The 25,982-nt window shown below is 58.1% G+C and carries 23 protein-coding genes; 9 read left to right on the forward strand and 14 right to left on the reverse strand.

Translation table 11 applies throughout. The features are described from left to right. Position 1: 1 nt before the first annotated feature. Positions 2-1,321, reverse strand: a complete 1,320-nt coding sequence (locus ACL2XJ_RS13535) for an MFS transporter (RefSeq protein WP_203522582.1) — start codon at positions 1,319-1,321, stop codon at positions 2-4. Positions 1,322-1,691: 370 nt separating this feature from the next. Here ACL2XJ_RS13535 and larB point away from each other — a divergent pair, with 370 nt between their 5' ends. Genes larB through larE form a run of 3 tightly spaced genes read left to right on the forward strand, consistent with a single transcriptional unit; the run spans position 1,692 to position 4,438 of the window. Further along, entirely contained in the window at positions 1,692-2,387 is a 696-nt protein-coding gene (larB, locus tag ACL2XJ_RS13540; protein WP_132923113.1) for a nickel pincer cofactor biosynthesis protein LarB, read from the forward strand. Then, positions 2,368-3,630, forward strand: a complete 1,263-nt coding sequence (gene larC, locus ACL2XJ_RS13545) for a nickel pincer cofactor biosynthesis protein LarC (RefSeq protein ID WP_413726751.1) — start codon at positions 2,368-2,370, stop codon at positions 3,628-3,630. The genes larB and larC overlap by 20 nt, the downstream gene beginning before the upstream one ends. Beyond that, positions 3,611-4,438 carry an ATP-dependent sacrificial sulfur transferase LarE gene (gene larE, locus ACL2XJ_RS13550; RefSeq protein WP_413726752.1) on the forward strand — a complete coding sequence of 276 codons (828 nt, stop codon included), beginning with the start codon at positions 3,611-3,613 and terminating at the stop codon, positions 4,436-4,438. Before larC ends, larE begins: the two co-directional genes overlap by 20 nt. A gap of 385 nt (positions 4,439-4,823) precedes the next feature. Here larE and ACL2XJ_RS13555 read toward each other — a convergent pair whose 3' ends face one another. After that, positions 4,824-5,564 (reverse strand): FadR/GntR family transcriptional regulator, encoded by a 741-nt coding sequence (locus ACL2XJ_RS13555; RefSeq protein ID WP_413726753.1) that lies wholly within the window; start codon positions 5,562-5,564, stop codon positions 4,824-4,826. A gap of 430 nt (positions 5,565-5,994) precedes the next feature. On the opposite strand from ACL2XJ_RS13555, the gene ACL2XJ_RS13560 reads away from it, so the two are divergent. The 5 genes from ACL2XJ_RS13560 to ACL2XJ_RS13580 all read left to right on the forward strand — a co-directional run bounded on the left by ACL2XJ_RS13560 (position 5,995) and on the right by ACL2XJ_RS13580 (position 10,351). After that, a complete protein-coding gene (locus tag ACL2XJ_RS13560) occupies positions 5,995-6,681 on the forward strand; it encodes an RraA family protein (protein WP_132923108.1) in 687 nt (228 codons plus the stop codon). Positions 6,682-6,763: 82 nt separating this feature from the next. After that, positions 6,764-8,056: an MFS transporter gene (locus ACL2XJ_RS13565; protein ID WP_413726754.1), complete on the forward strand. Its 1,293-nt coding sequence runs from the start codon at positions 6,764-6,766 to the stop codon at positions 8,054-8,056. Beyond that, entirely contained in the window at positions 8,043-8,807 is a 765-nt protein-coding gene (locus ACL2XJ_RS13570) for an SDR family NAD(P)-dependent oxidoreductase (protein ID WP_413726755.1), read from the forward strand. Before ACL2XJ_RS13565 ends, ACL2XJ_RS13570 begins: the two co-directional genes overlap by 14 nt. Positions 8,808-8,849: 42 nt before the next feature. Next, positions 8,850-9,164: a UxaA family hydrolase gene (locus ACL2XJ_RS13575; protein ID WP_132923105.1), complete on the forward strand. Its 315-nt coding sequence runs from the start codon at positions 8,850-8,852 to the stop codon at positions 9,162-9,164. Next, positions 9,164-10,351 carry a UxaA family hydrolase gene (locus ACL2XJ_RS13580; RefSeq protein WP_413726756.1) on the forward strand — a complete coding sequence of 396 codons (1,188 nt, stop codon included), beginning with the start codon at positions 9,164-9,166 and terminating at the stop codon, positions 10,349-10,351. Before ACL2XJ_RS13575 ends, ACL2XJ_RS13580 begins: the two co-directional genes overlap by 1 nt. A 279-nt stretch (positions 10,352-10,630) precedes the next feature. On the opposite strand, the gene focA is transcribed toward ACL2XJ_RS13580, so the two are convergent. Next, positions 10,631-11,488, reverse strand: a complete 858-nt coding sequence (gene focA / locus ACL2XJ_RS13585; protein WP_413726757.1) for a formate transporter FocA — start codon at positions 11,486-11,488, stop codon at positions 10,631-10,633. Positions 11,489-11,892: 404 nt separating this feature from the next. On the opposite strand from focA, the gene ACL2XJ_RS13590 reads away from it, so the two are divergent. Continuing rightward, on the forward strand, positions 11,893-13,899 hold the full coding sequence (locus tag ACL2XJ_RS13590) for a sigma 54-interacting transcriptional regulator (protein WP_413726758.1): 2,007 nt from the start codon (positions 11,893-11,895) through the stop codon (positions 13,897-13,899). Positions 13,900-14,034: 135 nt separating this feature from the next. Here the strand turns inward: ACL2XJ_RS13590 and fdhF are convergent, their stop codons facing one another. The 11 genes from fdhF to ACL2XJ_RS13645 form a co-directional block, all read right to left on the reverse strand. Beyond that, positions 14,035-16,206 (reverse strand): formate dehydrogenase subunit alpha, encoded by a 2,172-nt coding sequence (fdhF, locus tag ACL2XJ_RS13595; RefSeq protein WP_413726759.1) that lies wholly within the window; start codon positions 16,204-16,206, stop codon positions 14,035-14,037. Positions 16,207-16,267: 61 nt separating this feature from the next. Next, complete coding sequence (locus ACL2XJ_RS13600) at positions 16,268-16,807, reverse strand: 4Fe-4S dicluster domain-containing protein (protein WP_413726760.1); 540 nt, start codon at positions 16,805-16,807, stop codon at positions 16,268-16,270. Between the two features lie 315 nt (positions 16,808-17,122). Next, entirely contained in the window at positions 17,123-17,626 is a 504-nt protein-coding gene (hycI, locus tag ACL2XJ_RS13605; protein WP_413726761.1) for a hydrogenase maturation peptidase HycI, read from the reverse strand. A 223-nt stretch (positions 17,627-17,849) separates the two neighbouring features. Then, on the reverse strand, positions 17,850-18,248 hold the full coding sequence (locus ACL2XJ_RS13610; RefSeq protein ID WP_413726762.1) for a formate hydrogenlyase maturation HycH family protein: 399 nt from the start codon (positions 18,246-18,248) through the stop codon (positions 17,850-17,852). After that, positions 18,241-19,020 (reverse strand): NADH-quinone oxidoreductase subunit B family protein, encoded by a 780-nt coding sequence (locus ACL2XJ_RS13615; protein WP_413726763.1) that lies wholly within the window; start codon positions 19,018-19,020, stop codon positions 18,241-18,243. Before ACL2XJ_RS13615 ends, ACL2XJ_RS13610 begins: the two co-directional genes overlap by 8 nt. Continuing rightward, the gene (gene hyfH / locus ACL2XJ_RS13620; protein WP_413726764.1) at positions 19,017-19,568 is read right to left on the reverse strand and encodes a hydrogenase 4 subunit H; all 552 of its coding nucleotides are present in this window, start codon (positions 19,566-19,568) and stop codon (positions 19,017-19,019) included. The genes ACL2XJ_RS13615 and hyfH overlap by 4 nt, the downstream gene beginning before the upstream one ends. An 11-nt stretch (positions 19,569-19,579) precedes the next feature. Beyond that, the gene (locus ACL2XJ_RS13625) at positions 19,580-21,265 is read right to left on the reverse strand and encodes an NADH-quinone oxidoreductase subunit C (RefSeq protein WP_413726892.1); all 1,686 of its coding nucleotides are present in this window, start codon (positions 21,263-21,265) and stop codon (positions 19,580-19,582) included. A gap of 65 nt (positions 21,266-21,330) precedes the next feature. Then, the gene (locus ACL2XJ_RS13630) at positions 21,331-22,905 is read right to left on the reverse strand and encodes a hydrogenase 4 subunit F (RefSeq protein WP_132923095.1); all 1,575 of its coding nucleotides are present in this window, start codon (positions 22,903-22,905) and stop codon (positions 21,331-21,333) included. A gap of 4 nt (positions 22,906-22,909) precedes the next feature. Next, positions 22,910-23,560, reverse strand: coding sequence for a hydrogenase 4 membrane subunit (gene hyfE, locus ACL2XJ_RS13635; RefSeq protein ID WP_413726765.1), 651 nt, complete (start codon positions 23,558-23,560; stop codon positions 22,910-22,912). A gap of 11 nt (positions 23,561-23,571) precedes the next feature. Further along, complete coding sequence (locus ACL2XJ_RS13640; RefSeq protein ID WP_413726766.1) at positions 23,572-25,011, reverse strand: hydrogenase 4 subunit D; 1,440 nt, start codon at positions 25,009-25,011, stop codon at positions 23,572-23,574. An 18-nt stretch (positions 25,012-25,029) separates the two neighbouring features. Beyond that, positions 25,030-25,980: a respiratory chain complex I subunit 1 family protein gene (locus ACL2XJ_RS13645; RefSeq protein ID WP_132923092.1), complete on the reverse strand. Its 951-nt coding sequence runs from the start codon at positions 25,978-25,980 to the stop codon at positions 25,030-25,032. Between the last annotated feature and the right edge of the window lie 2 nt (positions 25,981-25,982).

Here is a 25,982-nt window from a genome sequence, read left to right on the forward strand (position 1 = left end):
CTTATGCTCCGGTTTCACGGCTGGTATTTGTCGCTTTAGGCAACCCGGCGGCGGCTTCAGGTGACTTTGGGTGGGTAAGGTGCCCCGGCAGGGTCAGTGTGGTGAGAAATCCCACCAGCAATATACCCGCCAGGCAATAAATGCCGGTGGAAAGGCTGTATTGAGAAGTCATCCAGCCAATCATGAACGGGCCGACAAATCCCCCCAGATTACCCAGGGCGTTAATCACGCCGCGCGCGCCGCCGGCCAGATGATGGGGAAACAGCACCGGCGGTATGGTCCAAAATACGCTGGAAGCAGATTCATAAAACAGCCCGCACAGCACCAGAAAGGTAAATGATACCCAGATATAATGGCTGAATTGCGCCGAACAGATTAAAAACAGCGCAAATCCGAATAGGGATAGCGCGATGAAAAATTTCCGGTTGTTTCTTTTATCCGACAGCGACGAAATAGCATAGGTGCCGATAAGCATGGCGACATAAGGTAATGTGGATAAGAATCCCACCGCGCCGATGCCCATGGTGGTGAGGTTTTTAATCATCGTCGGCAGCCAGAAGCTGAAGCCATATATACCGGTCTGGTAGCAAAAATAAATGACTACCAGTTTCCATAGGCTGTTTTGTTTTAAAATTTCCATCAGCGAGCCGGTATGAATACTTGCTTCCTGCTCTTCTCTGATTTTGTTGTTGATATAACTACGCTCTTCTTCGCTTATCCAATCGGCGTCATCCGGCCGGTTGCTGATAATCGGGAACCAGATAAACAGCAATAACAGCGACATCACCCCTTCGATAATAAACAGTTCCCGCCAGCTCCAGCGGCTGATAATCCAGCCGGCAATGGGACCGTTGATAAAGTTGGCGATAAAGACAATACCGCCGATAAATATCGCGTTGGCCCGGGCGCGTTCGGCGTTGGGAAACCAGTTGGAGATAATGATCAGCAGCGCCGGAAAGACACCGCCTTCCGCCACCCCCAAAATGAAGCGCAGCGTCAGCACCTGCCAGTCTTTTTCCACAAAGCCCATCAGAATCGAGGTGGCGCCCCAGCCGACAATGGTATAGGCGATGAATTTTTTAGCGCTGCCCCCGGCGGCAATCAGCCCGCCGGGTATTTGCAGCAGCAGATAGCCGATAAAGAAAATACCCGCCACCAGTCCGGCAAAGGTGGTTGATAAACCCAGATCTTTATCCATGCCGCCGGCGATGGCGAAACCAATATTCACCCGATCCATCAGGGCAACGATATAAACCAGAAGAATCGGCGGCAGGATCCTTACCCATCTTTTATTGGGAATCACGTGCGGATCATTGAGCATAGCATTGCCTCTCATTGTGTTTGGTTCGCAGCTGAAGTTGTTATATTGACTCGCCATACTCCAAGGGACTGACTGTCTGTTTTTCAGTGCATCCACTTCGCTAACATCATTTTGTCTATGGTTTTCATTAAAACTGTTTGGATTTCTTAAGCCCGCTTCAAACCGCCGCGGTTGTGATTTATTAACCACCAATAACCCGCTGTGGTTTTTGTGAACTGCCTCTCATTGATAATCGTTTTTTAATGAAAGATGTCTTGTCTGTTAACGAGATTATGAATAACCTGTAATCCTGTCAAACAGGTTGTGGCGTTAGCGTCCGCTGTTTTCTTGAATTGCGAAACTAATCACAAAAAGCACCGAGTGAGCCGACATGAATACGTTTGAAGACTTGGGTTATTGCAAAGTGGATGTCCAGCGCGAGAGCCGGACCGGTTTCCCCGAGGTGATTTTTGGTCAGGGCAAAACCGTTGCGCAGATAGCCGGTATCTTTGATCGCTTGCTAAGTCATCATGGTAAGGCCATGGTGACACGGCTTGGACCAGGCAAGGCGGCGCAGGTAATGGCGGCCTTTCCTGAGGCCCGCTACGACGCCGGGGCGCGCATTCTGTGCCAGGGAGGCGCCAAAGCCCGCTTTGCCGGAGAAGTGATGGTGCTGTGCGCCGGAACCTCGGATCTGCCGGTGGCGGAAGAGGCGGCGCTCACCGCCGAATGGATGGGGTGCCGGGTCCGCCGCCGCTACGATGTGGGCGTCGCGGGCATCGACCGGCTATTGGCCTACCGCGACGAAATCGCCCGGGCCAGCGTGCTGATTGTGGTGGCCGGCATGGAAGGGGCGTTGCCAAGCGTGGTGGGCGGCTTGACCGGCAGCCCGGTGATAGCCGTGCCCACTTCGGTGGGTTATGGCGCGCATTTCCAGGGGGTGACGCCGTTGCTGACCATGCTGACGTCGTGCGCCGCCGGCGTCAGCGTGGTGAATATCGATAACGGTTTCGGCGCCGCTTACCAGGCGGCGCAGATCATGAGGCTGGTGAATGAAGGGGCCCCACATGCCGCTGCTCTATCTTGACTGCCAGTACGGTATTGCCGGGGATATGATGCTCTGCGCCCTTGTCGGCGCCGGGGCGGATCTCGACTATGTCATCAGGCACTTGAACGGCCTGCCGGTGGATCCCTTTGTGCTGGGGGTCTCGCCGGTTAACCAGCACGGCATCGAGGCGAAAACCCTGCAGCTTTTCTTCCCGCTGGCCGATGCCGGACCGGCGCCTTTGGCCGCGCCCGCGCGGCATCTCCATCACCGTCGGGCCGCCGCCATATTGTCGATGATTGAAAGCAGTTCGCTGCCGCCGCGGGTAAAACAGCGGGCAGCGGCGGTTTTCAGCGTACTTGCCCGGGCCGAAGGGAAAATCCACGGTATCCCGCCGGGTGAGGTGCATTTCCACGAAGTGGGGGCGATGGACTCCATTATCGATATCATCGGCGTTTGCCTGGCGTTGGAAAGCCTGGATATTGACCGTATCATCGCCTCTCCGGTGGCGGTGGGCGGCGGTAAAAAGCAGATGGCCCATGGCTGTTATCCTATCCCGGCCCCGGCCACCGCCGAGCTGCTGCTGGGTATTCCCCTGGCGGATTTTCCGGTGGAAGGGGAACTGACCACTCCCACCGGGGCGGCGTTTCTCAATGCCCTGGCGGCCGAGTTCCGGGGCCTGCCGGCGGTCACCGTCAGGGCTATCGGCTATGGCGCCGGTAAAAAGCGGTTCAGCCATCCCAACATCCTGCGGGTAATGGTTTGCGAGAGCGCGGATAGCCGGCCGGAGCGTGAAACGGTGTTGACGCTGCAGTGCGAAGTGGACGATATCAGCGGCGAGAATCTCGGTTACGTCATGGAACGGCTGTTTGAGCAGCAGGCTTTGGATGTCTATTACACGCCGGTCTACATGAAGAAAAACCGCCCCGGCACCCTGGTGACGGTGCTGTGCCGGCCAGAGGACAGCGCCGCGCTGGAAGAGATACTGCTGCTGGAAACCTCCACCTTCGGCGTGCGCCAAACCCGCCACAGCCGGCTTATTTTACAACGGCGTATGGAACAGGTTGCCACACCCTATGGCGATATCGCGGTGAAGATCGGCTTTCGCGGCCGGCGGGTTTATCACATTGCCCCGGAATATGAACAGGTGCGGCAGGCGGCCAAAAACCACCGGGTGCCGTTTGACCAGGTATGGGACGCGGTCCGGCAATCGGCCAATGCCGACTGGGCGGACGCTTGCCTGAAGACCACCCAAGGAGTCCAAGATGCTGGAACAAAAATATGACGTGTTAAAGCAATCCCTGCAGGCGCTGGGCGACGTGGTGATTGCCTTTTCCGGCGGCGTGGACAGCACCCTGCTGCTGAAAGTGGCGCTGGATACACTGGGGCGGGACAGGGTGCTGGCGGTCACCGCCGACAGCGAAACCTACCCAAGGGAAGAGCTGCGGGCGGCGCAACGGCTGGCCGCCGAGCTGGACGCCCGTCATGAAGTCATCGCCACCTCCGAGCTGGCCATCGCCGGTTATGCGGAAAATACCCCCAATCGCTGTTATTTCTGTAAAAAGAATCTCTTTGTGAACATACTGCCGCTGATGGAGCGGCAAGGTTACCATCATCTCGCCTTCGGCCTGATTGCCGATGATATGGGAGAACACCGTCCCGGCGTCAAGGCGGCGCAGGAGTACCGGGTGCGGGCGCCGCTGCAGGAAGCGGATTTGTATAAAGCGGAGATTCGCGAACTGGCCCTGCACCTGGGGCTGTCCAACTGGGATAAGCCCTCCTATGCCTGCCTGTCGTCGCGGGTGGTTTACGGCGAGGAGATAACCCTGGTCAAGCTGCGGCGTATCGAGGAATCGGAGCGTTACATCCGGTCGCTGGGTATCCGCCAGGTCAGGGTGAGGGTCCACGGTGAAATGGCCCGTGTGGAGGTGGAGCCGGACGCCATGCCGTTGTTACTGATTCAACACGACGCCGTATCCCGGCGGCTGCGGGAACTGGGCTTCAAATGGGTAGCGATGGATCTGGGGGGTTACCAGAGCGGCAGTATGAACCGGATACTGGTGACGGAGATGGGAGACGGTGCGGCAAAATAGCGGGTTCTGGGGCGAGGAACCGAGTTGTAAAACGCCAAATAGCGGTTGGGACTCATTTGCCTGCCGACGATGTTAACCGGTCGATGGCAGAGCAGGTCTTTTTGATCAACGGCGCAGCATGTCCCAAGGCAAATAACGTCACTCTCCATCAACGGCCTGTGCTGTGTTTATGGCGATGAGCAATTGCACAGGCGCCGAATCCGTAATGCGTAGGGGGTTGGGGGGAAGTTTGATTTTCACCGTTCATCTCAAAATTATGAAAATTTGAGATCAATAGTTGCTGTCATGGGTTTTAAAAGCAAGCCTCGTCAACGAAAAGGCATTATCCCGCCTTCCCTTATTTCGGCACAGACCGACCAGACAGGATGGGTAAATCGCTCCGTATTCACACCGATGTAATGCTTTTGCCATTCATTTCGCTGCCCTGCTCAATCAGTGAGTTCACTGCGGTATCGAAGTGCTCCATCATGGCTTTTTTGGCGTTCTCGGCGTCCCGGGCGCAGACGAAGTCGCAAATCTTCTGATGCAGCTCAACGATGCGCTGTTCATATTGCAAATGCTCTTTTTGCGCCTCCAGACCGGCATAGACGGACTGTTTCAGCTGGGCGTGCAGGGCCTGCAGCAAAATCATGAACAGCGGGTTTTTCGAGGCCTGGGAAAGCACCAGGTGGAAGTGGATGTCATGCTCCACAAAGCTTTCGGTATTGTGGAAATTCTCGCGAATCAGCCGCATTTCCTGCTGCAGTAAGGCGAAATCCTGCTCGGTGCCGTTAACCGCCGCCATTTCGGCGCAGCCGATCTCCAGCCAGCGGCGTACCGACAGGATTTGCGACGCCGTCACCTGCTCCGTGGCGGAAGCGAAGCCGAAGATAAGCTGCAATACGCTGGCATCGAAGTGTTTGATGCGCGGCACTTTGCCGCTTTTGATCTCCAGCACCCCCAGGGCCGACAGGGATCGGTATGATTCCCGCACCACACCGCGGCTGACGCCGAGATCCTGAATGATCTGCATCTCGCTGGGCACCGCCATGCCGGCGGTGAGATTTTCCCGAGGGATCAGTTCCAGTATGTAGTTTTGCACCTGGCTCGATAGCGTATTATGTTCCAGCAGCTTTTTAGTGGTCATGGCGATTCAATTCCCTCTTGATGAACGGTATGCGTCATACCGTTCAGTCCGGTGATAAATACCGCAAACAGTGCAGATATCAGACTGCTGACAAACATGCACGGAACTCAAGCAGCCTGTTCCCACCGGGCACTTTGTTGTCAAACCCAGATATCATCGTTTTCTTCCCGCCCGCCGTCAATGCGCCCTATTGTCCGGTAAATTCCCGCCAAAAACCAGCCACCCGAGGCGGACGGTCATTAACCTTATGCAAAGGGGCCGACCCTGCGGCTAACGTTAATAGAAAGTGTGATCATATTATCAAATATGTTAACGATCCTGTAAACCTGTTTGACAGGTTTCAAGGCAAAATATACCCTTCCTCTAAGCTCCATATTCCCTGTCTCTTCTACAAGATGACCGTTACCGACAACCTCACAGGATGATTGTTATGTGGAAAAACGATAAAGAGCTGTTTCAACTGATGCGCAGCAGGCTTTTTACCGCCGTGGTGGGGGACATCCTCGACACCCTGGGCTATTTGCATCAGTTCGTTTCTCCGGCCATCAAACCCCTGCACCCGGATATGGTGGTGGCCGGGCGGGCCATGACGGTATTGGAAGCCGATGTGTATGAACAGCGCTCCACCTCCGGCCGCACCGCCATCGGTGAAAAGCCGTTCGGCATCATGTTCGAGGCGCTGGACTCTTTGCAGGAAGATGAAGTGTATATCACCACCGGAAGTTCACTGCGCTATGCGCTGTGGGGCGGCCTGATGTCCACGCGCGCCATGCATTTGCATGCCGCCGGGGCGGTGCTGGACGGTTTTGTCCGCGATTCGGCGGAGATTCTCGAACTCGGTCTGCCGACCTTTTCCCACGGCACTTATGCGCAGGATCAGGGGCCGCGCGGCAAGGTCATCGACTTTCGGGTGCCTATTGAATTTCACGGCGTTGCCGTGAAGCCGGGGGATATCGTGTATGGCGACCGCGACGGCCTGTTGATTATTCCGCGGGAAATCGAGGGGGAAGCCATCTCCCGGGCGCTGGAAAAGGTCAATACCGAAAGCGATGTCCGCCGCGCCATTAAGGACGGTATGAGCACCGTGGAAGCATTTGAAAAATTCGGCGTGATGTAGCGCCATTGCCGGCGCGCTCAATCCGCTTGGGGTTCACCGCATACCGGGGACAGTGCATTCCCGGTATTAAGGAGATAAAGGCATGTTCAAAAAACACTATTCGAAGATCCTATTTTTGTTATTTATCGCCGGCATCGTGAATTATCTGGACCGGGCGGCATTCTCGGTTGCCATGCCCTATATCAAGGATCACCTTCATCTTTCTCCCACCGAAGTGGGGGTGATGCTCAGCAGCTTTTTCTTCGGCTATGCCCTGTTCAATTTTGTCGGCGGCCATCTGTCGGATATATACGGTCCGAGAAAAGTGTTTGCCATCGCCATGGTGTCATGGTCGCTGTTTTGCGGCCTGACCGGCCTGGCGTTCGGATATGGCATGCTGTTTGTCGTTCGCCTGCTGTTCGGCATGAGCGAGGGACCCATCAGCACCACCATTAACAAATGCATCAGCAATTGGGTGCCGCTGAGCCAGCGATCGCGGGCCGTGGGGATCGCCAATGCCGGCAACCCGCTGGGCGGGGCTATCGCCGGGCCTATCGTTGGTATCATCGCCGTGATGTGGAACTGGCGTATTTCATTTATCATCCTGATGGCGCTGGGTTTTGTCTGGACGTTCTTCTGGCTGCGATCCTTTACCGACCGGCCCCATTCCAATCCCCATACTTCCGCTCAGGAAGTGTCCGAATACGATGAAGAACAGCAAACCCTCCTTGCCGGGCAAGGGGACAGGCATAAGCTGCCTCTGCGTTTCTACCTCGCCCAGCCCATTGTGCTGTTTACCGGGCTGGCGTTTTTTTCCATCAATTACATCCTGTATTTCTTTTTGACCTGGTTCCCCAGCTATCTGTCGATGGAAAGGGGCCTGAATATCAAGGAAATCAGCATCGCCTCCGCCATCCCGTGGCTTATCGGCAGCGTCGGTATCGCCATTGGCGGCGCCACCTCCGACTGGATATTCCGTAAAACCCATAACCTGTTGTTTTCGAGAAAAATCATGCTGGTGGGGGGACTGATCCTGTCGGCAATCTGCTTAAGTTTCGCCGGCAGCGTGACGTCGGTGAACAGCGCGGTCAGCCTGATGGCCCTGGGGATCTTTTTCATGTACTTCTCCGCCGCGGCGCCCTGGTCCATCATTTCCGAGCATATTTCGCCGGACAAGGTCGGCGGCGTGGGCGGGTTTGTCCACCTGATGGCCAACACCTCGGGCATGATCGCGCCGATCCTCACCGGCGTGATCGTGCAATACACCGGCAGCTTTATCGCGGCATTTATCCTGGCGGGGGCGGTGGGCGTGGTGGGGGCGTTAGGCGTGGCGCTGTTCGTCAAGCCGATACCCGGCGGAATCGTTAACGGGAGCCTTATCCATGACAATCGCTAATGCCTTCTCACTGGCAGGCAAAACCGCCCTTATCACCGGCGGGGCCAGCGGCCTCGGTTATGCCATGGCGGAATGCATGACCGCCGCCGGCGCAAAGGTGATCGTCGCCGGACGCAACGGCGAGGCCGCGCGCCAGGCGGCGCAAAACCTCGGTCCCGAGGCCGCCTGGACGTCGTTTGATATCGGTGAAACCGGCAAGACCCAGGGGTGGGTAGACAATCTGCTCACCACCCACGGGCAGATCGATATTCTGGTGAACAATGCCGGCAACCACTGCAAAAAGCCCATTGAAGAGATGACGGTGGCGGAATTCGAATCGGTGCTGGATGTGCATGTGGTCGGGGCCTTTGCCCTCACCAAGGCCCTGGTGCCGCATATGAAGCAGCACGGCAGCGGCAGCGTGCTGTTCATCGCTTCCATGACATCGTTCCTGGGACAGCCCTATGTCAGCGGCTACGCGGCGGCGAAATCCGCCTATCTCGGGCTGATACATAGCCTGGCCACCGAGCTGTCCGGCGCCGGGATCCGGGTAAACGGCATCGCCCCCGGCTGGATCGACACGCCGATGCTGCGCAAGGCTATCGCCGGGGATGATGAGCGGAAAAATAAAATTCTCGGCCGCACGCCGATGAAAAAATTCGGCAAACCGCAGGATATCGGCTGGGCCGCCACTTACCTGGCCTCCGACGCCGCGGCGTTTGTCAGCGGTCACGTCCTGGTGGTGGACGGCGGGGCGCTGATCGGCTTTTGATTTATCCGGACGGGCTACGCTTCCCGCCCCGTGGAGTATCCCATGAGCAAAAGAGCACTGTTGTTAAATCCGAAAGATAATTGCGTGGTGGCGCTGGAGGACATCGCCAAGGGGGATGAGGTGAATTATGAGGGCGGTGAATTTACCGCCCTTCATGATGTGACCCTGGGACATAAGTTGGCCATTGTGGATATGGAGAGCGGCGCGCAGGTTTACAAATACGGCGCGATTATCGGGTCGGCGACCCAGACTATCGGCCGGGGCAGCCATATTCACTCTCATAACCTGAAGAGTAATTATATCGAAGGCTATCACCATGACGACGCCGGCTATTCGGCCTCGGGGGAGCAGGCATAATGCAAGGCTATATCAGGCCGGACGGAAGTGTCGGCATCCGCAACTCGGTACAAGTCATTTTTATGGTGGAGTGCGCCAGCCATGTGGCGAAGAATATCGCCGAATCTTTCCAGCGGCCGGACGTGCAATTTTTCGGTTTCTCCGGCTGCTACCCCAGCGACTATGGCTACCGGCTGGTAAAGAATCTGGCGACCCACAGCAACGTCGGCGCGGTCCTGATAGTTTCCCTGGGGTGCGAAAACTTCGATCGCGATGGGCTGGCCCGGGAGGTAAAAGCCAGCGGGCGTCCCTGCCATCTGCTGGTGATCCAGGAGAACGGCGGCACGCTTGAGACCACCAAACGCGGGAAAGCCCTGGTGGCGGATATGCTAGAAGAGATTGCCCGGGTTCCCCGGCGTGAAATCGACTTCAGTGATTTGATTATCGGTACTATTTGCGGCGGTTCCGACGGCACCAGCGGCATCACCGGCAATCCTGCGGTGGGCCGGGCCTTCGATTACCTGCTGACCCAGGGCGCCAGATGCATGTTTGAAGAGAGCGGGGAGCTCATCGGCTGCGAGGATCATATGATGGCGCGGGCGGCCAGCGAAACGGCCCGCGAACAAATCGACCTGGCGATGCGCAAGGCCAAACGCTACTACTCCATCATGGGGCTGGGCAGCTTTTCCAACGGCAATGCCGTGGGCGGCTTGACCACGCAGGAGGAGAAATCCCTCGGCGCTTACACCAAATCAGGCGACAGTCCCATCAACGGCGTGATCTTGCCGACGGAAGTGCCTCCGCGGCCGGGTTTGTATCTTATGGATGTGGTGCCCGACGGCGAGCCGCGTTTTGGCTACCCCAATATTAACGATACCTCGGAAATCATCGAGCTCATCGCCACCGGTTGCCATGTGATACTGTTCACTACCGGCCGGGGATCGGTGGTGGGATCGGTCATCTCGCCGGTTATCAAGATTTGCAATAACCCGCAAACTTACCGCAACCTCAGCGACGATATGGATGTCAACGCCGGGCGCATTATCAGTGAAGGGGCTTCTTTGGATGATGTGGCGCAAGACATTCTGCACTGCATCCGCGCTGTCGCCGGCCAGGAGCTCAGCTGTTCCGAACGGCTGGGACACAGCGAATTTGTCCTGACCTATAAAGCCTTTGATTATGAGAAGAGCGGCTGCCGTATCGCCTGAGATAAGCACGGCAGCCGGCCTGGCGTTTGGGGGCTCCCCAAACGCCGTCCCATACCTTATTTGCCGCATGGTCCGCCCCCAGCGGAGTTTTTCCAAACGACGCCCGCAGCGCAGCATCGCCGCTGCGTTGACATCTGCTATTCAGCATTGATCACCGTAAAAATGCCTCATGCTTTAAAATATATTTCCATTTTTTGCCATGGTATTAATTTATTCAAAACAAAGTTTGTTCTTTATAAATTTATGTTCGTCAAAAATGTCGTGGCGACAGTATCGACATTAATGCCGTTCATCGCCGGGGCGCAAATAAATAACCCAGTAGGTCAACCCCACTAACAGGCCGCCGCCGATAATATTGCCGATGGTTACCGGAATAAGATTGTCGGTAATAAATTGACCCACCGTCAGGGCAGGAAATTGATCCGGCGTGGCGTGAATTCCTTGCCAAAAAGCCGGCGACGAATAATCACGGATAATAATAGCCAATGGAATGAGAAACATATTGGCGATACTGTGCTCGAATCCGCTGGCGACAAACATTCCAATGGGCAGCAGCATTGCGAACATTTTATCGCTCAGGGTGTGTCCGGAATAACTCAGCCATACCGCCAGGCAAACCATCAAATTGGCCAGAATACCAAGGAATACCGCCTCCACAAAGGTATGGTGCATCTTATGATCGGCGGTCTGCAATACGTTTAATCCCCAACCGCCGTTGGATGACATGCCCTGCCCGGCAAACCAGATCAAGGCGACGAAAAACAGCGCCCCCGCCAGATTGCCGAAATAGACATTAATCCAATTCAATGCCAGCTGTTTCCAGGTGATGCGGCCGCTGGCCTTGGCCACTACCGTTAATACCGTGGAGGTAAAAAGATCGGCGCCGCATACCACCACCAGAATCAGGCCGAGGGAAAAACAAAGGCCGCCCACCAGTTTTACCAGACCGCTGGCCGGGGCCGGTCCGGCGGTCACGGTAATATAAAATGCAAAAGCAATGGAGATAAACATACCGGCGGTCATTGCCAGGAAAAAGGTGATTTCCGGTTTTTTCATAGTCTTATAAACGCCGGCCTGCTCGGCCACTTTTGCCATTTCCGCCGGCAGGCGCAGATCAAATGAATTTTCGATGTTCATAATGACTCCCGATTATTAATTATCTATGGCATGGTAATAACGGTTATTGCTCAATAAAGTAGGGACTTGGAAAATAAAGGTCCTTAAATTAAATGCATTTCTCATACCATAAAGATGGAAAAGATATGTTCCTGATGGCTTTTCGTGGTAAACCGGAAGACTGACAGCAAATATATTGCGTAATAAGAATTATTTACATTTACCGTTTACGATTGGGAGGAATGAAAACCGCTATGTATTTAATTATACAACGAATTGCTTTTACGGCGCTAATGTCCCCGCGTCGGCAGAGATAGTCCATAAAACACCGTATCAGATCAAATTAATGAACCGGCCGAATATTCTTTCCATCCGTACTCCTTTAAACTGAAAAAAATGTTTAGGATGGCCACGAAGCAACGCTGATGCTGAAAACGTCGAATGATAGTGAAATAAACGACCAATGGCAGGAAGCGATAATCCGGATCTCGCAAACCCTCTTTTTTCAGCGGGACGACGCATCGATATTATCCGCTCTGATGCCTTTGCCGATTCCCTGCCGGTTCATCGATCTGGTGCTGTTCCTGCCGCGCCGCCATTTCAGCTGCGACCGGGACGGGCCCCGAGCCGGACCCGAGCCGGATCTCGAGCAAGATCTGCCGGAAAATCACAGCCGCTGCGTGCTGCCGGTAGCCTCTCCCCGCCGCCGGTTCGGCGACGTTTATTTTACCCGGACCGACGGATATCATTACAGCCAGGATGAGCGTGCGTTTTTACGCCGTCTGGCGCAGCTGCTGGCGGTGGCGCTGGAAAATCTCGCTGTGCAGGATACCCTGCGTCTGGAAAACGAGGTATTGCGCCATGAGCGGGATCACCACCGGATTTTGGTGGATGTAACCAATTCCGTGCTCTCCTGCCTGGATATGGACGCGCTGGCGTCAGAAGTGTCGAAGGAGATCCATCGGTTTTTCGGCATTGACTATATCAGTCTGGCGCTATGCGAGAACGCCGGGGAAAACGTTCGTCTTAATCGGTATGTCACTCACTATCAAGCCGGCAAGCCCATGCGGCGCGAGCAAACACGTGTCCCCCTGGCCGGTAATGCCCTGGCGCAAAGGGCACTGGCGCAAACTGAACCCCTGGTTATCAATTTGCAGGATGAGCCGCAATGGGCGGAGGATGATCCGCACCTGGCCGCAATGCTGCGGGAAGGGGTACACACCCTGTGCCTGTTGCCGATGCTGTTCGGCCATAAGCCGCTGGGGATTCTGAAACTGGCGCAATACCAGCAGGGTATCTTTAGCGAGTCCAACCTGCGGTTGCTGAGCCAGATTACCGCCCGCATCGCCATCGCGGTGGATAACGCCCGCGCCTACGACGAAATAACCCGGCTGAAAGACAATCTGGAACACGAAAATATCTGGCTCAACGAACAGATGTACAACAGCGGCAGCTTCGGCGAGATTATCTGGAAAAGCGCGGCGATGGGGGCGCTGCTTGAGCAGGTGCAAATGGTGGCGGACAGCGACAGTACGGTACTGATCCTCGGTGAGACCGGCACCGGCAAGGAGCTCATTGCCCGCGCGATCCACGAGCTCAGCGCGCGCAACGGCAAACCCATGGTGAAGATGAATTGCGCCGCGGTCCCGTCCGGCCTGCTGGAAAGCGATCTGTTCGGCCATGAAAAGGGAGCGTTTACCGGCGCCACCACCACCCGTCACGGCCGCTTTGAACTGGCGGAAGGGGGAACGCTGTTTCTCGACGAGGTGGGGGATTTGCCGCTGGAGCTGCAGCCCAAGCTGTTGCGGGTGCTGCAGGAGCGGGAAATCGAACGGCTGGGGGGCAGCAAAGTAATACCGGTGAATGTCCGGCTCATCGCCGCCACCAACCGCGACCTCAAGGACATGGTGGCTGAGCGACAGTACCGCAGCGATCTCTACTACCGGCTGAATGTCTTCCCGATTCTCATTCCCCCCCTGCGTGAGCGGCCGGAAGATATTCCGCTGCTGGCAAAGTTCTTCACCCAGAAGATTGCCCGCCGCATGAACCGCACCATCGACAGCATCCCCGGCGAAACCCTGCGCCGGCTCAGCCAGCTCTCCTGGCCCGGTAACGTCCGCGAGCTTGAGAACGTCATCGAGCGGGCGGTGATACTGACCCGGGGTACCCAGCTTAATCTGCGGCTGGATGAACTGCAGCCCGCCGTATCGCCGCCCGTCGTTCGCCCCCCCGCACCGGAACCCGCCATGCACCGCCCGGCGCCCGTCCCGCTGGAAAACGACGAGACTGAGCGCCAGCGCATCATACAGGCGCTGCGGGAAGCGAACGGCATCGTAGCGGGTCCGCGCGGCGCCGCCATGAAGCTGGGGGTTAAACGTACGACGCTGTTGTCCAGGATGCAGCGGCTGGGCATCTCTCCGCAGGCATGGTAGGCCCGCGATCACCGAACGTGCCACGAAGGTGTTAAAGGGAAAGCATGCCGAAGGGGTCGAAGCGGGCGTGGTTTCCCCGCCCGCCGGAGCGACCCTTGGCATGGTAGGCCCGATGCCACGGGCCCGACGGATATTCTAAGCGGTAGTGATGGCAGGAGTGATAGCGTCATCCACCGCATTACGCAGCCGCGCCTTCAAATGGCTGTATTCGGTTTGCACATAGTTTTCCGCCCAGCGCTGATCGTCAATCATTTCCAATTTCACCGCGCAATACTTATACTCCGGCGTCTTGGAAATAGGATCCAGATGATCAATGGTCAGCTCATTACAGGCGCCAATCCACCATTGGTAGGTCATATAGACCGCCCCAAGGTTAATGCGCTCGCTCACCGCCGCACGGGTAATGACCTTACCGCGGCGGGAAGAGACCCACACCAATTGCTGATCGCGAATGCCCAGCTTCTCGGCGTCCTTAGGATTAACCTGCACATAACCCGGCTCATCCGCCAGGGTGGCCAACGCCGTACAGTTACCGGTCATAGAACGGCAAGAGTAATGGCCCACCTCCCGAACGGTGCAGAGCACCAGCGGGAACGCATCATCCACCTGATCCAGCGGCGGCCGCCATTCGGCGGCGAACAGCAGGCCCTTACCGCCGGGACGGTCGAATTTATTGCCTTCATACAGCCACGGCGTGCCCGGACTGCTTTCTTCCGTACAGGGCCAGGGAACATAACCGAATCCGGCCAGTTTCTCATAGGTGGCGCCGACGTATAACGGGCACAGCCCCCGCAGTTCGTCCCAGATCTCCTTGGTATTATTGTAAAACATCGGATAACCCAGGGCGGTGGCCATCAGGCTGATGATCTGCCAGTCGGTCTTGACGTTGAACTTCGGTTCCACCGCTTTTTCGAAGTGTTGGAAGCCGCGGTCGGCGGCGGTATAGACCCCTTCGTGCTCTCCCCAGGAGGTGGACGGCAATATCACATCCGCCACCGACGCGGTTTTGGTCATAAAGATGTCCTGCACAATCAGCAGTTCCAGCTCGCTGAACGCCTGGCGCATCACCGACAAATCCGGTTCGGTCTGCAACGGATCTTCACCCATGACATAGTTGGCTTTGATTTCGCCGCTAAGGATTTTGTGCGGCACATCGGTCAGGGTAAACCCGGGCTCGGCGGGCAGGGATTCAACACCCCAGGCGCGGGCGAATTTTTCCCGGGCCGCCGGGTCGGTCACCGGCTGATAGCCGGGGAACATATTCGGCAGCGCGCCCATATCGCAGGCGCCCTGCACGTTATTCTGGCCGCGTACCGGGCCGACGCCCACATTGGGTTTACCCAGGTTGCCGGTCATCAGCGCCAGTCCGGACAGTCCCTTAACCACATCCACCGCCTGGCCCCACTGGGTGACGCCCATGCCCCACAGAATGGTGGCGGTGGGCGCGGCGGCATACATGCGGATGGCTTCGCGGATCTGCTGCGCCGGCAGGCCGGTGATCTCTTCTACATATTCGGGGGTGTACTTGGCGACGATGGATTTGTATTCGTCAAAGCCTTCGGTATTGCGCGCCACGTAATCCGCATCGTACAGATTTTCATTAATCAGCACGTTGGCAAAGGCATTCACCAGCGCCATATTGGAACCATTTTTCAGCGGCAGCCACAGGTCGGCCAGGCGGGCGGTTTCAATGCGCCGCGGGTCGCAGACAATGATTTTCGCGCCTTTCTGTTTGGCCTTGAGGATGCGCCGCGCCACGATGGGATGCGAATCGGCGGCATTGTAACCGAACACCAGCAGGCATTTGGTATCTTCGATTTCACAAATCGAATTGCTCATGGCGCCGTTGCCAAGCGTCACCTGTAAACCGGACACCGACGGGCCGTGGCAGACACGGGCGCAGCAGTCGACATTGTTGTTGCCCATGACGGCACGGGCGAACTTCTGCATGACATAATTGGTTTCATTACCGGTGCCGCGGGACGAACCGGTTTGCATAATGGCCTTGGGGCCATATTTTTCTTTGATATGGCGCAGCCGCGAGCTGGCGAATTCGATGGCCTCGTCCCAGGATACCTCCTCCAGATTACCGCCTTTTTCCCGGCGGATCATCGGGCTGCGCAGCCGTGGCGTCAGCAGGCGGGTATCATTGAGAAAATCCCAGCCGTAATATCCCTTCAGGCAAAGCTGGCCCTGATTGGTGACGCCATTGGCCGCCTCGGCGCCGACGACGTTCCCGTTTTCAACCAACAAATTGATTTTGCAGCCGGAGCCGCAGTACGGACATACGGTAAGTGCTTTATGCATTATGCCATACCCCTTGTGGAGGATTTTTTACTCATAAATCCCGTGTTGAATTAATAAGCGGTCAGGACAGGATGGCGCCGAAGCCTTCCAACGCGGCCCGCTGCCGTTTTTTCAGTTTCATGTTTTCCACCGCTTCATTGGTCATCAGGACCAATGCGTCGGTGGGGCAGGCGCTGACGCAAGCCTGGCCTTCGGGGCGGCCTTCGCATAAATCGCATTTCTGCGCTTCAGCCTTGATACTGTGCCCCGCCAACGGATTGCGTTCGTCGTAAACGTGCCGGGTAACGATATCCATGGCGCCATAGGGACATGCCACGGCGCAGGTCTTGCAGCCGATGCATTTTTCCTGCAAGACCTGGATATGGTCTTTGGCGTGAATAATCGCGCCGTTCGGACAGGCATTGGCGCAGGGCGCGTCTTCACATTGCCGGCACAGCACCGGCGTACTGATGTTCCACTCCTTGATGACTTTCAGCCGGGGCAAAAAGTTCTCGGGATTCAGCGCGCCGGGGCGATTGCCGTTATGCGCGACCACGCAAGCGACTTCACAGGTAAAGCAGCCAATGCATTTTTGGGGATCGGCTATAACAAACCGGTTCATGTATTTCTCCTCGCGGTGCCGATGGTGGAAATGCCCCGGCCCGCCTCGGGCGATTAATAGCCTTATATAAAGCAGGGTTTATGCCAGTTTGCAAGTGAAACGGAATTATTTTAACCCATTGATATTTAATTGTTTTTTAACAGAGCTTAACAAATATATCTTGAAAATCATGCCCTTTATCGTCATATCGACAAAATTGACGATGCCGGCCCTGCTTCGACACAGCGGCCTGTCACCGCTGTATTATCCCTGCTGCCGCTGGTTTGGCTGTTGGACCCGTCGCTATTGAAATTGACACGGACGGCATCCGGCCGTTCACTCATTGCCATCGGCGGCATTGTCAGGGACCAGCCAGGGGAGCCCGCCGTCTCCCCGCCACTGCTCCAGCCGCTGGTAAAGCGCGTTCACCGCCCGGGTGACCGGTTCGGTCATGGGAAAATAAAACGCCACCACGTCCGGCTGAATGCCGACAAACCAGACCTCGGCAATATCCTCTTTCAACTGTTCGATAACAAAGCTGAGGGGCAGGTTATGGGTGCTCATGATAAACATCCCGGCGATATCCGCCGGATCGATAAGCCGGATGTCTCCGGGTATGAGCGTCATGTCGGCGGCGTCCACCACAACCACCCGCCGCGGCCGCAGGGCCCTTACGCGGTGGACGACATTTTCCGGCGTGGCGCCGCCGTCCACCACCGTCCAGCCGGCGACCGGCTTGAGGGTCATCAGCTCCGCCAGCAGCGGACCGGCGCCGTCGTCCCCCATCATGCTGTTGCCGACGGTCAGCACAACGCTGAGATCGCTAGTATTGGCATTCATTTCCAGCTTCCTATGATAAGAAGACACAATGACCTCAGGCCGACCGATCCAGTGAGCATCGGGCCTAGCCTGCCGTGGGGAGCCAGGTCGGCTTGCGCCGATTCGACCCCGCTTGGCATGCTCTCCCGATGTTCAGGCTCTCGGCAAACAGACTCATATGCGTACGCATAGCAGCCTGTCCCGACCTGGCATTTTTGGCATACTCATAGGCTTACGCACGGTTTTATACCCTCCTGACGATAAGATAGATGGCCGGCTCGCGGGAGATTTCCCCCAGCAGGGCTATGAGCCGGGCGCTCCATTCGCTAAAGGGCGCCGGCGCATGGGATTGCAACGGGGCCAGCGCATTGGCCAGCAGGTCGGTATGGCTGCTGTCGATGATGATTTCGCCGAAGGTCAGCAGACCGTGCATTTTGCGCCGCGCCTCCCCCTCGGGCAGCAGTTCCACCCATTCCCGATACTGCTCGAGGGGGCAGATAAGCTCTTTGTTGAGGCAGTCGATCACCCCTACGTGGTGGCCGATGGCCAGGGAGTAATACATGACCTGCTGCGCCTGGGCCGGCATATCGTCGTCGCTGTCGAGGAACTTCTGGCGCAATGACCAGATATAGACATCAGCCATGATGCAATTCACCCTGTAAGGTGTGCAGCAGCCGCTGGACGATCTCCCGCAGCCGGGGGTCGTCTTCGCGGCGCAGCCACTCCTCGACGCGCTGCGCCAGGACCGGGACGGTGGCGCCCGCCAGCAGGCCCAGCAGGCGGTCGCTGATTTTTCGGCCTTCCCGGTAGCCCGCCAGTTGCCGGGCTTCGCGCTCGACAATCACCCGGGCATGCAACGGCACGTCCGGCAGCAGCAGCAAGGCTTTCTCCCCCGGCTGTTCGATGTGCGTCTCGCCTTTGAGCTTTTGCTCCAGCAGGCCGAGGGCCACGGCGAAGCCATAAATGGTGGCCGCCGGCGTGGGCGGGCAGCCGGGAATCCAGACATCAATGGGCACGATGCTTTCGCTGCCGCTCCATACGCAGTAGAGATCGTGGAAAATACCGCCGCCGCAGCCGCAGGCGCCGTAAGAAATGCAGATTTTCGGATCCGGCGCCGCATCATAGGCGCGCAGGGCCGGGGTGCGCATGGCGCGGGTGACCGCGCCGGTAAACAGCAGGATATCGGCGTGGCGCGGCGACGCCACCACCTTGATGCCGAAACGCTCGGCGTCGAACAGCGGCGTAATGGCGGCGAAAATTTCGATTTCACAGCCGTTGCAGCCGCCGCAGTCAACGCGGTAGACGTAGGCCGAACGCTTGATATCCTTCAGCAGGGTCTTTTTCAGCGCCAGCGTGTGTTCATCGGGAGTCACGGGAACGCTGACATGATGATTCAACGGAATGTCCAGGCTCATTGGTTCTCTCTCCCCGTATTATGCCGCAACCGAAGGTTACGGTTGGCATGGAGGTTTTGATGGCGTTTGCAGTCCGGACAGGTTTCGAACTGCGGGCGCAGCGCCTCTACCGCCCCGTCGTCCAGACCCGAATGGGCCAGCAACGCCATCGCGTACTCGACGGATTTTTTCGCGATAAACGGCTGATGGCAAACCCGGCACTCTTGCAGGGCGAAGGTGGCGGTCACGTACAAATCCGCTTTTTGCGTGACCGCCATTTCGAACTCTTCCGACAGCGCGATGGCGCGGGTGGGGCAGACCTCTTCGCAGCGGCCGCAGAAAATGCAGCGCCCGAGGAACAGCTGCCAGCGCCGCTCGCCGCTGGCGATATCGGTTTCCATGGTCAGTGCGTTGGCCGGACAAACGCTGGTACAGGCGGCGCAGGCAATGCACTGTGCGGGGTCGTACTTCGGTTTACCGCGAAAGCCGGGGCAGACCTCCAGCGGCTTGAACGGATATTTGACCGTGGCCTCACCGGCTTTCAGGATGGTTTTAAACAGTTTAAACATTGTCCAGCCCTCTACTTAAGCGGCGAATGGGTACGCTCAATGCCATAGCGTTCCAATTCCTGGTAGGGCACGGTTTTCGCCCGGCGTTTGTTCACATCCACCAGCGTCACGCGGTCGGTACAGGAGTAGCAGGGATCGAGGCTGCCGATAATCAGCGGCGCGTCGGAAACGGTGTTGCCGCGCAGCATATAGCGCAGCACCGGCCAGTTGGCGTAGGTGGCGGCGCGGCAGCGCCAGCGGAACAGCTTCTGGTTATCCCCCAGCATGCTCCAGTGCACGTCCTCTCCCCGGGGCGCTTCAACGAATCCCAGCGCGAATTTATGCGGCTGATAGGTAAAGCCTTCGGTGAGCAGCGGTCCGCCGGGCAGGTTATCCAGTCCGTATTCAATCATGGCCATGGAGTCCAGTACCTCTTTCACCCGCACCATCAGCCTGGAATAGACATCGCCGTTATCCTGGGTAAACAGGGTTTTCGGCAGATTGGCGTAGTTGGCGTAGGGGTGATCGAAACGCAGGTCGCGGTTAAAGCCGCTGGCGCGGATCATCGGTCCCACCGGGCTGTAATCCCTGGCGGTCTTCCGGTCCAATATGCCGATACCCTGGGTGCGCTGCGCCATGTTCGGCGTGCTGAGCAGCATATCCACCAGCTGAACGAACTCTTTGCGCATTTCCGCCACCAGCAGCTGGGTTTTCAGGCGCTGATCCTTAAGGATATCCCGCCGCACGCCGCCGATGAGGTTCATGCCGTAGGTTTTACGGGCGCCGGTGAGCAGTTCCGCCATGGTCATGGATTTTTCCCGCACGCGGAAAAACTGCATAAAACCGGTATCGAAGCCGACGAAGTGGCTGGAGAGGCCGATATTCAGCAAATGGCTGTGCAGGCGTTCCACCTCCAGCAGGATGCTGCGGATGGCATGGGCGCGCGGCGGAACCACGATGCCCAGGGCATTTTCCACCGAGCTGGTATAGGCCACGCTGTGGGCGAACCCGCAGATACCGCAGACCCGGTCGGAGAGGAAGGTCACCTCGTTGTAACCCATTCGGGTTTCCGCCAGCTTTTCCATGCCGCGGTGGACATAGAACAACCGGTAGTCGGCGTCGACTATCTGTTCGCCGTCCACGAACAGCCGGAAGTGGCCCGGTTCGTCGGAGGTGATATGCAGCGGGCCGATGGGCACTACCCGGGTCTCGCCGGGGGCGGCGTTTTCAAAGGGGTAGGTTTCGCCGTCGCTGGTGGGCGCCGGCCGCTGGCGATAGTCCATGCTGTCTTTTCGCAGCGGGTAGAGATCGTCCGGCCAATCGTCCGGCAGCACCAGACGGCGCTCGTCCGGCAGTCCCACCGGGATCAGGCCGTACATATCGCGGATTTCACGCTCGCCCCATACCGCCGCCGGTACCCGCGGCGTGACGGACGGAAACTCCAGGGTAAGTGCGCTTACCAGCGCTTTCACCGTGATCCAGCACTTTTCCCCCTGTTCCATGGACAGCACGTAATAGACGGCATAGTCGCCGCACAGGGTCCGCTCGTCGTTGCCGAACAGCACCGGCAGCCAGCCCCCCAGGTTGTAATAAAGGAACTCCACCACCTCCGGCAGGGTGTTGACCTTAACCGTGATGGTGAGCTGATTGGCGGTTTGCCACTCCTCAGCCAGGATTGCCGCCGGAAATTTTTCATGTACCTGCGCCAGGTAACCCAGGCCGCCTTTCTTTTCGCTGAACGCACCGGAAGGAGCATCGGTAGGGTTATTGGAAATGTTATCAGTCACTTTACTTCTCCAGACGGGGTATGGGGGGTAACGGCGGCGGTATCCGGCGCGGCCCAGGGCCAGTGAAACGTGGTGGCGTCGCGCTGCAGGACGATGGCGGCGGCGTTTTCCAGCAGGTGGACTACCGGCCGCGGAATATAGGTGCCCATGACCAGCATCAGCACCAGCAGCACGGCCATGGGCACCGTGGTGAGCCAGCCCAGCTCCCCTTTGCTGACCGCCTCGGGCTGGCTGCCGAAAACCGTCAGGGCAACCATGCGCACCAGGCCGCCCAGTACTACGGTAAGCAGCAGCAATAACACCAGGGTCAGCAGGATATGGCCGGACGCCAAACCGGCGGTGACCGTCATGAATTCGCTGAGAAAAATATTGAACGGCGGCATGCCGCCCAGGGCCAGCGCGCCGCCGGCCATAAGTACGGCGGTAAAGGGTATCACCCGCAGCATGCCTTTTACCGCGCCCATATCACGGGTGCCGTACTTCAGCAGCACGTTGCCGGAGCCGCAGAACAGCAGGGTTTTTGCCAGGCTGTGGTTGAGGGTATGGAGCAGCGCCGCCAATACCCCCAGCGGTCCGCCGATGCCGACGGCCACCGCGATAAGCCCCATGTTTTCGACGCTGGAGTAGGCCAGCAGCCGCTTGATGTCATGCTGCACCAGAATAAAAAAGGCCGCCACCGCCACCGACAGCAACCCGAACACCAGCAGCAGGCGGCCGGGAAACAGCGGGCCGATGGCGCCGCTCACCAGGATGTAGTAGCGCAGGATAACCAGCAGGGCGCAGTTCAGCAGCACCGCCGACAGCAGGGCGCTGGTGGGACTGGGGGCTTCGCTGTGGGCGTCCGGCAGCCAGGCGTGCATGGGGAACAGGCCGGTCTTGGTGCCGAATCCGATCAGCACAAACACGAACGACAGATGCATCAGGGCGGGATCGAGCCGGGCGGTGTTTTTCAGCACTTCGGTCCAGAAAATCGCCTGGCCGGCATCGGGCATGATATTGGCGGCGTTGGCGTACATCAGAATGGTGCCGTACAGGCCGAAAGCGACGCCGACGGTACAGATGATGATGTATTTCCAGGCCGCTTCCAGCGATGAACGCTGGCCGTACAGCCCCACCAGAAACGCCGAACTCAGGGTAGTGGCTTCCACCGCCGCCCACATCAGGATCAGGTTATTGCTGCTCACCACCAGCAGCATGGTGAACAGGAACAGGTGGAAAAAGCCGTAGTAATGGCACAGGGTGGTCACCGAAATCTCGCCGGTATCCACTTCATGGCGCATATATCCCATGGAGTAAAGCCCGGTGATAAAGCCGATGATGCCGAGTATGGAAAGAAACAGCGCGCTCAGGCTGTCCAGATAGAGCCACTGGTGCGCCGCCAGCACGCTTCCCTGTGCGGCCACCCTGGCGACCACCCAGGCCACTTCCGCCAGCAGGACGATTATGCCCAGGCTATGCAACGCGGTTACCGCGCCCCGCGCGCCGTTGCCCAGCCACCGGCAGGCAAAGGCCAGCAGGGAGAAAATCAGCGGCGTTGCCAGCAGTATGAACATCATAGCGGTATTACTCATCTCATCACCCCTTCAGCGCCGTCAGTTGGGACACATTGAGCGTATGGAGCGTCCGGTAGATTTTGCGCGCCATTACCGCCATGACGATCACCGCGAAGATGGCGTCGGTGGCAATACCGATTTCAACCAGCTCCGGCGCACGGTTGGCCAGCAGCGCCAGGGTCAGGTGCGAGCCGTTTTCCATCAGGCAATAACCGAACACCTGTTTGAGAATGTTGCGCTGACTGACGATACAGAGCAGACCGAGCAGGAAGTGGCCCAGGGATACCGCCAGGGCCGGTTTCAGCGTGGCGGCTATCGGCAGCTCCACCGGCGCCACCACAAACCAGCACAGCACCACGATTACCGCCGCCGCCAGCATCAGCATAGGCGGCGAGATAAAACCGCCGTCCGCGCCGGGGTCCGCCAGCTTGCTGAACGCCCGCGCCATGATCAACGGCACCAGTATCACCTTGGTGATCAGCGCGCTGAGGGACCAGAGCAGTAGCTGATGCGCCTGCAGGGTTTCCGCCAGGGTGAAGAAAATAGCCACCAGCACCAGGGACTGCAGGGCATACCAGCAGCAGGAGACCACGGGGCGTTTGGCGCCGATCACCAGCAGCGAGGTGATCATCATCAGCCCCGCCAGGTTATTGACAATAAGCGATCCGGTCATATTCATTTTCCTTATCCAAGCCAGGCGACGGCAATAAAGCTGGAGCACAGCGACATCACGATCAGAACCACCAGCACGACACTCATGGCCAGCGGAACCGGGGCGGCCTGCGCCACCTCCTCGCTGGGCTTGCCGGGCACCACCCGACCGAACCAGTAAATAAGCCAGACGAAGCTGGCGACGGATTCAATCAGCACCAGGATCATCATCGGCGTCAGCACCCAATACTGGCTCGACAGGGCGAAGCCGGCGGCAAAAATCGGGAACTTGCTGAAAAAGCCGTTAAACGGCGGTACGCCGGTAATGGCCAGCGCCGCGACGCAAAAGCCGATGCCCACCAGGGGCATTTTCCCCAGCACCCCGCGCAGGCGCGGCAGCAACCGGGTGCCGCAGCTGTAGCTAAGGGTACCGGCCACCAGGAAGAACAGGCTCTTGGCGAAAGCGTGGTTGAAGATATAGGCGATGCCGCCGAGGAAGGCCTCTTTGGAGCCGAAAATCGCCAGGGACAAGGCAAAAAAGATATAGGCCAGCTGGGTGATGGTGGACCAGGCCAGCAGCCGCTTCATATCCTTTTGCGGCAGGTACATCAGGAAGCCGTAGACCATGGTGATAAGCGCCATGACCATGCCGACCCAGCCGATGATATGCGGCACATCGCCGGCGGACAGGATGGCGCGGGCGAAGATATACACACCTACTTTCACCATAGACGCCGCATGGAGATAGGCGCTCACCGGGGTCGGCGCCTCCATGGCGTCCGGCAGCCAGGCCTGCAACGGCAGTTGTGCGGATTTGCCCCAGGCGGCGAACAGAATGCCGCCGAACACCACCAGCGCCGCCGGGCCTTGTATTTGACCCAGGGCGCTGAGGGCGAAGGTGCCGGTATGCAGGAACAGGGTGGCCGCCGCCAGGTAGAGGCCGATGGACGCCACGTGGGTGATAAGCAGGGCCTTCAGGGCCGAACGCTGGGCTTTCGGCGTTTGGTAATAACCGATCAGCGCCCAGGAGCAGCCGCCGGTGATTTCGAAAAACAGCAGTTGGCCCAGCAGGGTGGATGAGAGCACCAGTCCCGCCATGGCGCCGATAAACACCAGCAGGAAGGCGTAGTAGCGGTTGGTGCCTTCATGGGGATGTTCCCGGTTGCCGGTGGTGAGATAGCCGGTGGAATAGAGGCTCACCAGCAGTCCCAGGAACACCACGGCAAAAACAATCAGGGTACTGACGCGATCGACGGTAATCCCCATCAGGGCGGCATTGCCATACTGCAGCAGGGTGTAGGTGGCATCGGCTTTACCGCCGGAATGGAACGCCCAGGCCAGCGAGAGCGTGCCCAGGGTGGCCAGCAGGGCGAACAGGGTACAGACCCATTTCGCCATGCGCCGGGGCAGGCAGGCGGTCAGCAGCGCGCCGACGAACGGGACCAGAACGGTCGCAAGGGCTATATTTTCCATAATGAATTTCCTGGCTCCTTAAAGACCGGTGAGGTAAAAGACGAAAGAGAGCGCCGCAACGCCGAACCCGAGCCAGGTCACCCTGGGAATCAACAAGAAGCGCCCGCGCGCCAGGCTGTTTTCCATCACGGAGGCGAGAACAAACACCAGGGTTAGCTTGATGAACGCGGTCGCCAGCCCCCACAGCAGCGACGGAGCGGTAAGCATCTGCGCCTTGCCGAAGGGGATGAACACCGCCAGAAAGAGTTCCGCCATCACCACCTGTTTCAGGCCCATACCCCACTTCACCAGCGCCAGGCCGGATCCGCTGTATTCGGTCAGCGGTCCTTCCTGCAGCTCCTGTTCCGCTTCCGCCACATCGAACGGGATTTTGCCCATTTCGATAAAGGTGGCGAAGCCGCAGGCCAGCAGGGCCAAAAAGGTGGCGGTGGGGGAGATCCAGCCGGCGGTAAGAGAGGCGCTGATGGCGCCGATATTGGTGGATCCGGTAATCAGCGCCACCACCAGCAGCGCCAGGATAAGGGTCGGCTCCACCAGGATGCCCAGGGTCAGCTCGCGGCTGGCGCCGATGCCGGCAAAGGTGCTGCCGGTATCCAGCCCCGCCAGTGAAAAGACGAACCGGAACAGGGCGAACAGATACAGCAGGGTAATCAGATCCCCCGCCGCGCCGAATGGCGAAAAGCGGGTGAATACCGGCAGGGTCATGGCCACCAGCAGCATGGTGCCCAGCAGCACATATGGCATTAGCCGGAACACGGGTCCGGCCTGGGCCGGCGCCACTTCCTGCCGTTTAAGCAGCTTGGCGATATCCCGGTAATCCTGCCAGATGCCCGGTCCGCGCCGGGAGTGCATCAGGGCGCGGATTTGGCGCGAGATGCCGGTCATCAGCGGGGTCAGCGCCAGCAGCAGCAGGGCCTGTATCAGGGCGAACAGCCCCAGGGTCAGCGTCGGCGCGGGTTGCATGAACATGG

It is taken from the genome of Sodalis sp. RH16 (assembly GCF_047324245.1).
Lineage (GTDB): Bacteria > Pseudomonadota > Gammaproteobacteria > Enterobacterales > Enterobacteriaceae > Acerihabitans > Acerihabitans ligni.

What these genes read in the sequence shown, in the direction of transcription:
- ACL2XJ_RS13615 (WP_413726763.1), bottom strand. Translation starts at nt 19,020, where the DNA reads ATGAGCCTGGACATTCCGTTGAATCATCATGTCAGCGTTCCCGTGACT.
- focA (WP_413726757.1), bottom strand. Translation starts at nt 11,488, where the DNA reads ATGAACATCGAAAATTCATTTGATCTGCGCCTGCCGGCGGAAATGGCA.
- ACL2XJ_RS13555 (WP_413726753.1), bottom strand. Translation starts at nt 5,564, where the DNA reads ATGACCACTAAAAAGCTGCTGGAACATAATACGCTATCGAGCCAGGTG.
- ACL2XJ_RS13560 (WP_132923108.1), top strand. Translation starts at nt 5,995, where the DNA reads ATGTGGAAAAACGATAAAGAGCTGTTTCAACTGATGCGCAGCAGGCTT.
- ACL2XJ_RS13535 (WP_203522582.1), bottom strand. Translation starts at nt 1,321, where the DNA reads ATGCTCAATGATCCGCACGTGATTCCCAATAAAAGATGGGTAAGGATC.
- ACL2XJ_RS13640 (WP_413726766.1), bottom strand. Translation starts at nt 25,011, where the DNA reads ATGGAAAATATAGCCCTTGCGACCGTTCTGGTCCCGTTCGTCGGCGCG.
- ACL2XJ_RS13600 (WP_413726760.1), bottom strand. Translation starts at nt 16,807, where the DNA reads ATGAACCGGTTTGTTATAGCCGATCCCCAAAAATGCATTGGCTGCTTT.
- larE (WP_413726752.1), top strand. Translation starts at nt 3,611, where the DNA reads ATGCTGGAACAAAAATATGACGTGTTAAAGCAATCCCTGCAGGCGCTG.
- hycI (WP_413726761.1), bottom strand. Translation starts at nt 17,626, where the DNA reads ATGAATGCCAATACTAGCGATCTCAGCGTTGTGCTGACCGTCGGCAAC.
- ACL2XJ_RS13630 (WP_132923095.1), bottom strand. Translation starts at nt 22,905, where the DNA reads ATGAGTAATACCGCTATGATGTTCATACTGCTGGCAACGCCGCTGATT.
- ACL2XJ_RS13610 (WP_413726762.1), bottom strand. Translation starts at nt 18,248, where the DNA reads ATGGCTGATGTCTATATCTGGTCATTGCGCCAGAAGTTCCTCGACAGC.
- larB (WP_132923113.1), top strand. Translation starts at nt 1,692, where the DNA reads ATGAATACGTTTGAAGACTTGGGTTATTGCAAAGTGGATGTCCAGCGC.
- ACL2XJ_RS13590 (WP_413726758.1), top strand. Translation starts at nt 11,893, where the DNA reads ATGCTGAAAACGTCGAATGATAGTGAAATAAACGACCAATGGCAGGAA.
- hyfH (WP_413726764.1), bottom strand. Translation starts at nt 19,568, where the DNA reads ATGTTTAAACTGTTTAAAACCATCCTGAAAGCCGGTGAGGCCACGGTC.
- hyfE (WP_413726765.1), bottom strand. Translation starts at nt 23,560, where the DNA reads ATGACCGGATCGCTTATTGTCAATAACCTGGCGGGGCTGATGATGATC.
- fdhF (WP_413726759.1), bottom strand. Translation starts at nt 16,206, where the DNA reads ATGCATAAAGCACTTACCGTATGTCCGTACTGCGGCTCCGGCTGCAAA.
- ACL2XJ_RS13575 (WP_132923105.1), top strand. Translation starts at nt 8,850, where the DNA reads ATGAGCAAAAGAGCACTGTTGTTAAATCCGAAAGATAATTGCGTGGTG.
- ACL2XJ_RS13570 (WP_413726755.1), top strand. Translation starts at nt 8,043, where the DNA reads ATGACAATCGCTAATGCCTTCTCACTGGCAGGCAAAACCGCCCTTATC.
- larC (WP_413726751.1), top strand. Translation starts at nt 2,368, where the DNA reads ATGCCGCTGCTCTATCTTGACTGCCAGTACGGTATTGCCGGGGATATG.
- ACL2XJ_RS13565 (WP_413726754.1), top strand. Translation starts at nt 6,764, where the DNA reads ATGTTCAAAAAACACTATTCGAAGATCCTATTTTTGTTATTTATCGCC.
- ACL2XJ_RS13580 (WP_413726756.1), top strand. Translation starts at nt 9,164, where the DNA reads ATGCAAGGCTATATCAGGCCGGACGGAAGTGTCGGCATCCGCAACTCG.
- ACL2XJ_RS13645 (WP_132923092.1), bottom strand. Translation starts at nt 25,980, where the DNA reads ATGTTCATGCAACCCGCGCCGACGCTGACCCTGGGGCTGTTCGCCCTG.